This is a genomic window from Mycobacterium sp. GA-2829, from assembly GCF_001499965.1.
GTDB lineage: Bacteria > Actinomycetota > Actinomycetes > Mycobacteriales > Mycobacteriaceae > Mycobacterium.
This window is the reverse complement of record NZ_LQIT01000041.1, coordinates 1-12,333: the sequence shown is the minus strand read 5'-3', so window position 1 is coordinate 12,333 and position 12,333 is coordinate 1. Positions and strand designations below refer to the sequence as shown.

At 69.1% G+C, this 12,333-nt stretch carries 11 protein-coding genes; 6 read left to right on the top strand and 5 right to left on the bottom strand.

Annotated features, from left to right (window positions below; translation table 11 throughout):
- The first annotated feature begins 17 nt into the window (after positions 1–17).
- From yidC to AU194_RS22310, 6 genes are all read left to right on the top strand, one after another.
- Positions 18–1,067, top strand: coding sequence for a membrane protein insertase YidC (gene yidC / locus AU194_RS22335; protein ID WP_231743539.1), 1,050 nt, complete (start codon positions 18–20; stop codon positions 1,065–1,067).
- 35 nt (positions 1,068–1,102) lie between these two features.
- Positions 1,103–1,630: a R3H domain-containing nucleic acid-binding protein gene (locus AU194_RS22330; protein WP_059091456.1), complete on the top strand. Its 528-nt coding sequence runs from the start codon at positions 1,103–1,105 to the stop codon at positions 1,628–1,630.
- A 54-nt stretch (positions 1,631–1,684) separates the two neighbouring features.
- Positions 1,685–2,362, top strand: coding sequence for a 16S rRNA (guanine(527)-N(7))-methyltransferase RsmG (gene rsmG / locus AU194_RS22325; protein ID WP_059091492.1), 678 nt, complete (start codon positions 1,685–1,687; stop codon positions 2,360–2,362).
- Positions 2,359–3,351, top strand: a complete 993-nt coding sequence (locus AU194_RS22320; RefSeq protein WP_059091455.1) for a ParA family protein — start codon at positions 2,359–2,361, stop codon at positions 3,349–3,351. The genes rsmG and AU194_RS22320 overlap by 4 nt, the downstream gene beginning before the upstream one ends.
- Positions 3,352–3,378: 27 nt before the next feature.
- The gene (locus tag AU194_RS22315; protein ID WP_059091491.1) at positions 3,379–4,371 is read left to right on the top strand and encodes a ParB/RepB/Spo0J family partition protein; all 993 of its coding nucleotides are present in this window, start codon (positions 3,379–3,381) and stop codon (positions 4,369–4,371) included.
- 200 nt (positions 4,372–4,571) lie between these two features.
- Complete coding sequence (locus tag AU194_RS22310) at positions 4,572–5,315, top strand: hypothetical protein (protein ID WP_059091454.1); 744 nt, start codon at positions 4,572–4,574, stop codon at positions 5,313–5,315.
- A gap of 3 nt (positions 5,316–5,318) precedes the next feature.
- Here the strand turns inward: AU194_RS22310 and AU194_RS22305 are convergent, their stop codons facing one another.
- The 5 genes from AU194_RS22305 to murJ form a co-directional block, all read right to left on the bottom strand.
- Entirely contained in the window at positions 5,319–6,515 is a 1,197-nt protein-coding gene (locus AU194_RS22305) for an N-acetylmuramoyl-L-alanine amidase (RefSeq protein ID WP_059091453.1), read from the bottom strand.
- Positions 6,516–6,658: 143 nt separating this feature from the next.
- On the bottom strand, positions 6,659–6,991 hold the full coding sequence (gene trxA, locus AU194_RS22300; RefSeq protein WP_059091452.1) for a thioredoxin: 333 nt from the start codon (positions 6,989–6,991) through the stop codon (positions 6,659–6,661).
- Positions 6,992–7,036: 45 nt separating this feature from the next.
- Entirely contained in the window at positions 7,037–8,008 is a 972-nt protein-coding gene (gene trxB / locus AU194_RS22295) for a thioredoxin-disulfide reductase (protein ID WP_059091451.1), read from the bottom strand.
- An 82-nt stretch (positions 8,009–8,090) separates the two neighbouring features.
- Positions 8,091–8,735 (bottom strand): RNA polymerase sigma factor SigM, encoded by a 645-nt coding sequence (gene sigM / locus AU194_RS22290; RefSeq protein WP_059091450.1) that lies wholly within the window; start codon positions 8,733–8,735, stop codon positions 8,091–8,093.
- A gap of 64 nt (positions 8,736–8,799) precedes the next feature.
- A partial coding sequence (gene murJ / locus AU194_RS22285) for a murein biosynthesis integral membrane protein MurJ (protein WP_059091449.1) occupies positions 8,800–12,333 on the bottom strand: 3,534 nt, incomplete at its 5' end.

The window sequence follows — 12,333 nt, the reverse complement described above, 5'->3', positions numbered from 1 at the left end:
ACCCGGTGTCGGCGATCATGTGGGTCTGGTACAAGGCGTTCGCCTTCCTGTTGGGCCCCGACAACTTCTTCGCCTGGGCGCTGTCCGTGATGTTCCTGGTGTTCACGCTGCGCGCGATCCTCTACAAGCCGTTCGTCCGGCAGATCCGCACCACGCGTCAGATGCAGGAATTGCAGCCGCAGATCAAGGCGCTGCAGAAGAAGTACGGCAAGGACCGTCAGCGCATGGCGCTGGAGATGCAGAAGCTCCAGAAGGAGCACGGGTTCAACCCGATCCTCGGATGCCTGCCGATGCTTGCGCAGATCCCGGTGTTCCTCGGCCTGTACCACGTGCTGATGTCGTTCAACCGGACCCAGACCGGTATCGGTCGGCTGGGGCTGTCGGTGGAGGAGAACCGCAGCCTGCCCAACTACGTGTTCAGCGCGACCGATGTCGGACACTTCCTGGACGCCAACCTCTTCGGGGCGCCGCTGGGGGCGACGATGATCCAGCAGCACGGTCTGGAGGCGTTCACCGAATTCAACCGCGTCGCGGTGATCGCCGTCGGTGTCCCGATCATGATCCTGGCCGGCATCGCGACGCACTTCAACAGCCGCGCCTCGGTGGCCCGGCAGACGCCCGAAGCGGCGGCCAACCCGCAGACCGCGTTGATGAACAAGCTGGCGCTCTACATCTTCCCGTTGGGCGTGGTGGTCGGCGGTCCGTTCCTGCCGCTCGCGGTGATCATGTACTGGTTGGCGAACAACATCTGGACCTACGGTCAGCAGCACTACGTGTTCAACAAGATCGAGAAGGAAGAAGAGGCCAAGAAGGCCGAGGCGCTCGAGCGCCGTTCCGCCAACGCGCCGGCCCCGGGTGCCAAGCCGAAGCGGACCCGCAAGGCCGAGGACGCCGCCGGCGTCGTGGATGCGGGTGCCGATGACGGCGACGGCGTGGTGTCCGATGACGCGGCGAGCGACGGGCCGGTGCCCAAAGCGAGCGGTAACGGGGTGGCGAATCCCAGCGGCGGACCGGCCGCGAACCGAACGCCACGGCCGGGGGCCCGGCCGAAGAAGCGTAAGCGTTGACCAGTCGGGGACTGGCGGAAGAGGGAGAGACACACATGACTGACGCAGACACGACCGAGCGGACCGACGACGTGGAGACCTCGGCTCCGGCCGACGATCTCGAGGAGCGGTTGGTCGCCGAGGGCGAGATCGCCGGCGACTACCTCGAGGAGTTGCTCGATCTGCTCGACTTCGACGGCGATATCGATCTGGACGTCGAGGGCGACCGTGCGGTGGTGAGCATCGACGGCGGCAGCGACCTGAACAAGTTGGTCGGCCGCAAGGGTGAGGTGCTCGACGCGCTCCAAGAGCTGACGCGGCTCGCCGTGCACCAGAAGACCGGCGAGCGCAGCCGGCTGATGCTCGACATCGCGCGGTGGCGTCGCCGTCGTCGCGACGAGCTGGCGGCGTTGGGCGACAAGGTGGCCCGCCGGGTGCTGGAGACCGGGGAGCGCGAAGAACTCGCTCCGATGACCCCGTTCGAGCGCAAGATCGTGCACGACGCGGTCGCCGCGGTGCCGGGTGTGCACAGCGAGAGCGAGGGCGTCGAGCCGTCGCGTCGCGTCGTGGTCCTCGCCGACTGACCTGAGTTACATCCATGTAGTTCTTCGGGCGTCGACAGGCAGGGGATGTTTCACGTGAAACACGGTGAGCCGCCGCCCGCCGCCGAAGCGGTCTTCGGTGAGCGCCTCCCTTTGGCGTGCCGGTATACCGAACTGTTGGCGACCGCCGGTGTGGAACGCGGGCTGATCGGCCCACGGGAGACAGACCGGCTCTGGGACCGGCACGTCCTCAACAGTGCCGCCGTCGGCGAGTTGGTCGAACCGGACCAGTGGATCGCCGACATCGGGAGCGGCGCCGGACTCCCCGGGATACCGTTGGCGTTGGCTCGGCCGGACGTCCACGTGACGCTCATCGAGCCGATGCTGCGGCGGTCGGAGTTCCTGAGCGAGGTCGTCGAGGAACTCGGCATCGACGTCCGGGTGATCCGCGGACGGGCCGAGGATGCCGACGTGCTGGGCGAGGTGGGGGAGATGGACGTGGTCACATCGCGGGCGGTCGCCGCTCTCGACAAGCTGGCCACGTGGAGCATGGGTCTCCTCCGAGTCGGCGGTGAGATGCTGGCGCTCAAGGGTGCGCGGGCGGAAACAGAGATCGAGGAGAACCGGCGTGTACTCACCCGCGCCGGCGCCGTCGATGTGAGGGTGTTGAAATGTGGCGCGGAGTACTTGGAACCGCCCGCGACCGTCGTCGCGGCTCGGCGCGGGGCACCGTTGAAGAAGCGCAACCGGCCGATGCGATCGGGCAGGAGATGAGCATGAGCAGCGGACCTGATCGAACCGGGGGCGCGCAGGTTTCACGTGAAACATGGCCCGCCGCGGCACCCGACAATGCGGCCCACGGCCAGGAGTGGCAGAACGACGCCGTGATCGACACCCCGATCGGCGCGGAGGCCGAGCGGGCCGTCCGGGTCCTGCACTCGGCCCAGCGCGGTGGGCTGCCGCGGCCGACACGGCAGCGCGTCTTCACCATCGCGAACCAGAAGGGTGGCGTCGGCAAGACGACGACGGCAGTCAACATCGCGGCGGCGCTGGCGCTCCAGGGGTTGAAGGTGCTCGTGATCGACCTCGACCCGCAGGGCAATGCGAGTACCGCCCTCGGCATCGAGCATCGCCCCGGCACCGCCTCGTCGTACGAGGTGTTGATCGGCGACATCCCCGTGGAGGAGGCGCTGCAACGGAGCCCGCACAGCGAACGGCTCTACTGCGTACCCGCGACCATCGACCTCGCCGGCGCGGAGATCGAACTCGTCAGCATGGTGGCCCGCGAGGGTCGACTGCGGACCGCGCTGTCGGAACTGAAGAAGTACGACTTCGACTACGTCTTCATCGACTGCCCGCCGTCGCTCGGCCTGCTCACGATCAACGCCTTGGTGGCGGCGCCCGAGGTGCTGATCCCCATCCAGTGCGAGTACTACGCCCTCGAGGGGGTGGGCCAGCTGCTTCGCAACATCGAGATGGTGAAGTCCCATCTCAACCCCGAGCTCACCGTGTCGACGGTCGTCCTCACGATGTACGACGGCCGAACCCGACTCGCCGACCAGGTGGCGCAGGATGTCCGCGCACACTTCGGCGACAAGGTGCTGCGCACCGTGATCCCGCGCAGTGTGAAGGTGTCCGAGGCGCCCGGTTACGGGATGACGATCCTCGACTACGACCCCGGATCCCGGGGTGCGATGAGCTACCTCGACGCCAGCCGCGAACTGGCGGAGCGGGGAGCACCCCATGACGGCACCGCCCGATGACCGTCTGTGCGCGAAGGAGACAACGACATGACCCAACCCACTCGTAAGCGCAGCGGACTCGGCCGCGGGTTGGCCTCCCTGATTCCGACCGGTCCCGCGGAGGACGGCAGCCCGTCCGCATTGGGCGGACCCCGGATGGGTAGCGCCGCGGCCGACGTGGTGATCGGCGGCGGCCCGGCGGTGGTGCCGCCCGCGGCGGAGGTCGGCGCGGTGTACCGGGAGATCGATCCCGCGGCCATCGAACCGAATCCCAAGCAGCCCCGCCAGGTGTTCGACGACGAGGCGCTGGCCGAACTCGTGCACTCCATCCGGGAGTTCGGGCTCATGCAGCCGATCGTCGTGCGGGCGTTGGAGCCCGGCGATGCGGGGCCGCGCTACCAACTCGTGATGGGGGAGCGGAGGTGGCGGGCCGCGCAGGAGGCCGGGCTGGCGACGATTCCCGCCATCGTGCGGGAGACCGCCGACGACAATCTGCTCCGCGACGCGCTGCTCGAGAACATCCACCGGGTACAGCTGAACCCGCTCGAAGAGGCGGCCGCCTACCAACAACTACTCGACGAGTTCGGGGTCACCCACGACGAACTCGCTTCCCGGATCGGTCGATCGCGCCCGTTGATCACGAACATGATCCGGCTGCTGCGTCTCCCGATCGCCGTGCAGCGGCGGGTTGCCGCGGGCGTCTTGTCCGCCGGCCACGCCCGTGCGCTCCTCGCCCTCGAGGGCGGCCCGGAACGGCAGGAGGAGCTCGCCGCCCGCATCGTCGCCGAGGGTCTGTCGGTCCGCGCGACCGAGGAGGCCGTCACTCTGGCCAACCGCAGCGATCCGGCCGCACCGCCGGCGCCACGGCGTAAGCCGATCCAGATGCCGGGGTTGCAGGATGTGGCCGAACAGCTCTCGACGGCGTTCGACACCCGGGTCACCGTGAGCCTCGGCAAACGCAAAGGCAAGATCGTGGTCGAATTCGGGTCGGTCGACGATTTGCAGCGAATTGTCGAGTTGATGAACTCGGCGAAGTCCTGAACAAGGACACGGGGGCATTACGTCACTGTGACACCACGATGTTCGGCGGGCCGGCTGCCCGCACCTGTCCTACGTAAAGCGATTGACCCGCAAGGGGATTCGCCTTCCGCGGGCCTCCGACCCGCCGTTGTCCGACCCACCGCGGCCACGGTGCCTATCCTGGACACGGAATCCGCAGCGCACGAGAACCGGAGAGGCTAGTGCCGGCACGAATCACGCCCCTGCGTCTGGAAGCGTTCGAGCAGCTTCCCAAGCACGCGCGGCGCTGCGTGTTCTGGGAGGTCGATCCGGCGACACTCGGCCGCGAGGATCACCTGTCGGACCCGGAGTTCGAGAAGGAAGCGTGGCTGTCGATGGTCATGCTCGAGTGGGGTTCGTGCGGTCAGGTCGCGGTGCTCTGCCCCGAGGGCCTGAGCGACGAGGACGCGGCGACCGACCCGTCCGTGGAGGAGCCCTGCGTCGGGTATGCGTTCTACGCGCCGCCGCGGGCGGTTCCACGTGCGACCTTGTTTCCCACCGGTCCGGTCAGCCCGGACGCCATCCTGCTGACGACGGTGGGGGTGGAGCCCGGCGACGACGCTGCGGATCTGCCGAACACGTTGCTCACCTCGGTGGTCGGCGACCTCGTCCGTCGCGGGGTGCGCGCACTCGAGGCATTCGGCCGTACCGCCGCGGCGGCCGAACTGCTCGACCCGCGCGTGGTGCCCGCCGACCTCGTCCCGGTCGTGGAGGCGCTGGGGGAGTGCTCGGTGCATCAGTGCATGATCGACGCCGATTTCCTCGAGGACGTCGGCTTCACCGTCGTCGCGCCGCACCAGTACTTTCCGCGGCTGCGGCTCGAATTGGAGCAGGGCCTCGGCTGGAAGGCCGGCGTCGAGGCGGCGCTGGAACGACTGCTGGAGTCCGCGCAGCTGCCGGTAGGCGCGGGCAGCGGACGCTACTGAGAACTAGCCGGAGCTCAGCCGGCCGGCCTGTTCGACCGACAGTTCATGTGCGAGCAGCTCGGCGAACGTGAAAGTCCCTGTGGGACGGTCGTTCTTACCCAGCAGGTAGAGCCGTTTGACCGCGGCGAGGATACCTTCGGCGATCGCGTCGCGAGTGTGATTGGACACCAACAGTTCTCGATCGCGCGGATTGGTGATGTAGCCGACATCGACCTGCACGGTGGGCATTCGGGTCAACCGCAGCAGATCCCAGGTGCGGCCGTGGGTGCGGCAGTCGCGTAACCCGGTGCGGGCGACGACCTCTCGCTGGATGAAGTCGGCGAGGTTGCGGCCGATGGTGGACACCGATCCGTGGGAGTTGCCGAAGTGGAACGAGGCGACACCGTTGGCCGCCGGGCCGGCCTGGGCGGCGCAGCGCAGGCTGATCATCAGGTCCGCGCCGACGGTGTTGGCGGTCGCGGCGCGTTCGGCGTCCGACGGGCTGCGATTCACCGGGCGCGACAGGAAGGTGTCCATCCCGATCGCGGTCATGCGGCCTTCGAGGCGACTTGCCAAGTCCCACAGGATGTCTGCTTCGCTGATCGGGCCCTCCGGGCCGTGGGTGATGAGCCCGTGGTCGCTGCCGCCGCGGCCCGGATCGATGATGACCCGCTTACCCGACAGCCGGGGACCGGACCGGCGCACCAGTTCCTCCTCGCGGATCGCGTGCGGGGAGCCGCCGGTGACCCGGGATCCGAGGAAGTACAGCGAGCGCAGTGTCTCCGGACCGCAGATGCCGTCCGGGTACAACCCGTACTCGCGTTGGTAGGAGGTCAGACCGTGGTGGGTCTGCAGACCGAAATGTCCGTCCACCAAACCGGTGTAGAAGCCGAGGTCCTGTAACCGGGCCTGCAGCGTGGCGACGTCGTCGCCGTACATCGGGGCGCCGAACTGGTGCATGAGCGTGCGGGCGCCGAGTCGGTAGGACGCCTCTTTGAGCGCGCGGTAGGTCGCCTCGCCGACGATGCCGTCGACCAGCAGTCCGCGGTGCTGTTGGAACGCGCGGACCGCCTGGTCGAGGTCGTCGTCGAACAGATCGGCCACGACGTGCCTTCCGGTGGCGAGATCGTCGTCGGGGCTTTCCACCAAGCCCAGAGCGGAGAGCGCTGCGCGGATCTCGGCGACTGCGGCCCCGCGATCGCCGTGACGCAGACTCGACATACTTGCCCCTTCGGCAGGCCCTCAGCTTTCGCTGTCAGTACCCCTGTGGCACCGACATATGCACGACAGGCCCGGAGGCATTCTCTCAGAAGTTGCCGCCAATCCGGAAAACGCCAGGCGGACCGGAACCGGGCCGTGACGTGTCAGAGCAGGTCCGAGAGTTCCCGCAGCAGTGCCGCCTTGCCTTTGGCACCGACGATCCGCTTGACCGGTTCACCGTCCTTGAACAGGATCATGGTCGGGATCGAGACCACCTGGAAGTCACGGGCGGTGGTCGGGTTCGAGTCGACGTCGAGCTTGGCGACGGTCAGGGCGCCCGCCTTCTCGCCGGCGATCTCCTCGAGGACCGGGGCGACCATCTTGCACGGGCCGCACCAGGTCGCCCAGAAGTCGACCAGCACCGGAGTGCTGCTGGACAGGACGTCCTGCTTGAACGAGTCGTCGGTGACGGTGACGGTGGCGCTGTTGTCGGCCATGTCTACTCCTCAAAGGGTCGGGGATGGGGTGGGTCGGATCGCGGCTCAGATCGGTGCGGAGATCTCTTCATCGCTTGGGGCGACGCCGATCTCGGCGAGCCAGCGTTCGGCGTCGATGGCCGCCGAACAGCCGCTGCCCGCGGCGGTGATCGCCTGCCGGTAGATGCGGTCCACGAGATCGCCTGCGGCGAAGACACCTTCGATCGACGTGTTGGTGGTCCGGCCCTGCGTGAGCACGTAACCGTCCTCGTCGAGGTCGACCTGACTGCGCACGATGTCCGACCGCGGGACGTGTCCGATCGCGACGAACACACCGGTCACCGAGAGTTTGGACTCTTCGCCGGTCACGGTGTCGCGCAAGCGGATTCCGGTCACCTTGGGGTCGCCTTCGATCTCGGTGACCGCGGTGTTGGTGAGGAACGTGATCTTCTCGTTGGCGCGGGCGCGGTCGAGCATGATCCGCGACGCGCGGAACTCCTCGCGGCGGTGGATGACGGTGACGCTGCGGGCGAAGCGGGTGAGGAACGTCGCCTCCTCCATCGCCGAGTCGCCGCCACCGATGACCGCGATGTCCTGGTCGCGGAAGAAGAAGCCGTCACATGTGGCACAGGTGCTCACACCCATACCGAGCAGCGACTCCTCACCGGGCACACCGAGGTGGCGGGCGGCCGCACCCATGGCGAGGATCACGGCGCGGGCCCGGTGGGTCTCGTCGCCGACCGTGACCGTCTTGATCGGACCTTCGAGGGAGACCTCGTCGACGTCTTCCATCCGCAGGTCGGCGCCGAAGCGCAGCGCCTGCTCGCGCATCTCGTCCATCAGTTCGGGACCGGTGATGCCGTTGCGGAAGCCGGGGTAGTTCTCCACCTCGGTGGTGGTCATGAGGGCGCCGCCGAACTGCGTGCCCTCGAATACCAGGGGTTTGAGCTGGGCGCGCGCGGCGTACACGGCGGCCGTGTAGCCGGCCGGCCCGGAGCCGATGATGATCACATCGTGAACCGTGGAAGAGGTGGTCATGAGAGCCTTTCTGCCGTTTCGCACCGGCACGGGTACAACACCAGCGTAGGTCGGGGTGTTCCCGCGCGCGTGCAGGCCTACGCTACGGCCGCTCGACGGCACCCGTGTGACGCACCGCGCGCTCGAGGGTGGGCCGCCTGCGGCTGCGTGCCCGGGTGGATCGCGGCAGGGTGCCGCAGGCCGGCGGTTCCTCGAGGCCGCGCAGCGCCTCGGCGAGTTTGGCACGGCCGCGGCTGCACCGGCTCTTGACCGTGCCCTCGGCGATGCCCAGCAGCCGGGCGGTCTCGGCGACGGAGTAGCCCTGCATGTCGACCGCGACGATCGCGGCGCGTTGTTCGGCGGGTAGCCGCAGCAAGGCGCGTTCGACGACGATCGCGGTGTCGACGTGGGCGGTGGGATCGCCGACCGCGACGTCGTCGAGCAGGGTGGTGGTGCCGTGGATGCGGTTGCGGCGCAACCGGTCCAGACAGGCGTTGACCACGATCCGGTACAGCCAGCTGCTCACCGCGCAGTCGTGCCGGAACGTCGCGGCGTGGCTGTGGGCCTTGAGCAGCGCGTCCTGCAGCGCGTCGGCGGCGTCCTCCCGGTTGGTGCTGGTGGTCAGCGCGAGCCGCTCGAGCTGGCGGTGGTGGCGTTCCAGCAGCGCGGCGAACGCGTAGCGGTCACCGGCGACGTGATCGGCGAGCAGTTGGGCGTCGGATCTGGCCGCGGTGTCGAAGCTCCCCACAGCCGAACACTAAGGGCCCCGGCGGGGGGTCGCGGGCACGAAGTCACCCGCCTGTGGATAACTCCTAGGACGTGCCCTTGAGTGTGATCTCCGAGACGTCGGTACGGCTCGCCCCGTCGACGGTCCCGAGCTTGTCGATCCACACCAGCACGTAGGAGGTGGGCGAGGCGTCGCTGATCTCGATGGTGTTGCTGCCGGTCTTCAGTGGGGTCGACGGCGTCATCGCGGTGGTGCTGTCGAGCGACGACGGATCGGCCGACTGGGAGGACCGGATCTGCACCGAGGTGCCGGTGGAGGAGACGTTGATGTCGACCGCGCTCAGCGTGGTGGGCTGCGGCAGCTCGAGCATGAGCCCGACACCGTTCTTGAAGTTCGGGAACGGCATGGGATCGGAGTAGGTGTCGGTGGGCCACACCGTCGACGGGTTGCCGTCGATGGCGTTACCGGCCTGATCGGGGGAGTCGGCGCCGCCGTCGGGGGAGAACACGGTCGCGCGCACCGGCTTGACCACGTTGCCCGGCGCGCTCGATCCGCCGTCGGATTCCGCCGAGGTGCTCGGGGCGTTGAGGCCGAGTTCGTCACCGTCGAAGCCGCCGCCGACGTCGCCGAAGATGCGGGACAGCACGGTCGCCAGCACGATCAGCGCGATGACGACGATGGCCCCACCGACTGCGAGGCCCACCATCAGACCGCGCTTGCGCCGCGCGAGCGTCTCCGGATCGTCGTCGGGGCGGCCGCGGAAGCGGGACGGCGCCTCCCCGCCGTCGGGGCGGTCGACCGGGGAGATGAGGTCGGTGCGGTCGGCGACCGCGGTGGCCTGCTGGAGCAGGTTGAGCAGCGTGGGCGCGCTGCGGATGCCGCCGTCGGGCTGGACCGCGTGCGCGGCCGCGGCGGAGATCTGGAACGGGATGTCGCGATCGACCGCGCGGGGTTCGAGGGGGTTGCCCGCCGGGTCGGTGTCGGCGGGGGCGAGCCCGCTGGGCACCCCGGTCTCGGGCAGCGGCCACTTGTTGACCAGCAGCGCGTACAGCGCGGCCCCGATACCGCGGATGTCCTCTTCGGGCGTGGCGTCGGGCATGGTCGCGGGGAACGCCAGCGCGACGTCGCCCTCGATGCTCACCCGCACGCGGCTCGGATGGTCGATGGACAGGGAAACCCCGGAGCGGTGCGCCGCCTCGGCGGCCGCGGCGAGCGACTGCATCGCGCGGGCCCCGCCGATCGGGGAGGGCGAGGTGTCGGCGACCTCGGCCAGCGACCCGCCGCGGATCCACTCCGACACGATGAGGCCACCGGAGCCGGTGTTGGCGACATCGAGGACGCGCGCCACGCCGGGCATGTCGAGGCGGCTGAGCTTGAGGGTGCGCGCCAGGATCTCCCGGACGCGCTCGTCGGGCAGGGTGGCGTCCGGGTCGACGAACGTCAACGCGACCTGGCGGTCGAGCGCGGTGTCGAGCGCCTGCCAGAACTGGAGATTGGGCGGTCCGCCGTGGGACACCAGCAGGCGGTACCGGCCGCCGCCGACGGTCGCGCCGGGGATGAGGTGCACGTCCTCGTCGGAGGTGGCCGCCTCGATCGGGGGTTCGCGGGGGGCGTCGAAGGGCAGCGATTCACGGGAGGGATCGCCGCCGTAGTCGGCCGGGGGACGGCCGGACGCGGGCATCTCCTTGGTGACCTCGGGGACGTCGGGGGCGAAATCATCCGCGGACGGCCGCGAGATCTTGGTGGTCGACGTGCCGTCTTTCGCTGCGGAATCACCCGCGGAGTCGTCGCTCACCGCTGGTCCTCTCCACCTGTCCGCCCCGGCCCCACGCACCGGAGTACCCCGCATCGGAGGCGCGTAGCGGCCGGAATCCTCGCGGTCATGACGCGCACTCCTGGGGTCAGCGTACGGGAAGCCGGTCGCGGGCCGCGGTCGGTCGGGTGCAGATATTGACGCGGCGGGCACCGGTGCGGCCCGCCCGAGCCGCCGCCGCACGAACGCGATCGCGGCCTGGGCCTCGGGGACCTTCGCCGCCACCAGCACACCCGCAAAGACGGGCAGCATGATCACGCCCATCACCACGAGCCGCACCAGCGATCCCGGTCCGCTGGTGAGCGTCTCGAGTCCGGTCAGCTGGTCGACGACGTAGGCCAGCAGACCCGCCAGCAGAGACGCCGCGACCGTCACCAGGACGGTCCGGATGACCTGGACGTCGAGCATCCGGCCACCGGGCGGCCGCAGGCTCGACCGCAGCAGGAACCAGCCGACCACCGCGCCCGCGAGGAAACCGAGTCCGTTGGCGAGGCCGAGGTAGCCGGCCACCAGGTCGGGGTCGTCGGTCATGGCAGGCGCGAACAGTGACGCGATGATCTTCACCGTCGTCACCACGATGATCACGATGATCGGGGTCCACGGTTGCTCGCGGGCGTAGAACACCCGGAGCTGCAGGAGCACCAGCGAATACGGGATCAGCGTGAACGCCGACAGCGCGATCGCCATGCCGAGGTAGCCGGCGTCGGTCTCGCCGAAATTGCCGTACGCGAACAGCGCGGTGCCGATCGCGGGCCCGCCGACGGTCATGATCGCCACGATCGGGATCAGCGTCACCATCGTCAGCCGGGTGGCCAGCGAGAAGTCGCCGAGAACGGCGCGGATGTTGTTGGCGGCGGCGTTGCGGGACAACCGGGGCATGACCACGGTGAGCACGGTGACGCCGATGATGCCGAACGGCAGCTGCAGCACCAGCCAGGTGTAGTTGTAGATGGCCGGCCCCGACGCGGCCGCGCCGCTGGCGATCTGGTTGCCGACGATCAGGCCGATCTGGCTGATGAGGACGTAGAGCACCATCGCCGCGGCCATGGTGCCGAACTTCTTGAGGCGGTCGTCGATGCCCCACAGCGGGCGCAGGCTGATGCGTTCGCGGCGGATCGCGAGCAGCAGCACCGCGGTCTGCGCGAACACGCCGAGCGTGGTGCCGATGCCGAGGACCAGCAGTTTCGCGTTGCCCATCTCGACGGGGTCGATCGACAGTTCCCCGGGCACGATCACGTACAGCCCGAGCGTGGCGATCGCCACCACGTTGTTGACCACCGGCGCCCACGCGGGTGGCCCGAACACGTTGCGGGTGTTGAGGATCGCCATGAACACCGACGACAGCCCGTAGAAGAGCACCTGCGGCAGCAGCAGGTAGGCGAACGCCGTGGTCAGCGGATTGTTGACCTGCGGGTCGTCGCCGAGCATCAGGTGTACGAGCAGCGGCGCGGCCGCCACCGACAGCACGGTTGCGACGAGCAGCAGGGTGGTCGCCAGCGTCACCAGGCGGCGGACGAACGCGGTGCCGCCGTCGGGGTCGTCGCGTTCGGCGCGCGCCAGGACCGGCACGAAGATGGCGGTGAAGGTGGCCTCCAGCACCAGCGCGGCGACGAGGTTGGGCAGCTGGTTGGCCACCGAGAACGAGCTGGACAGCGCGGCGCCGAGGATCGCCGCGAGCAGCACGATCCGCAGGAATCCGGTGATCCGGCTGACCAGCGTCGCCAGTGCCATGCCCCATGAGCGCGAAACGACCGCGGCGTCGGACAGTTCGGGTCGGGCGGCGCGGCGGCGGGGGCCGACCCGAAC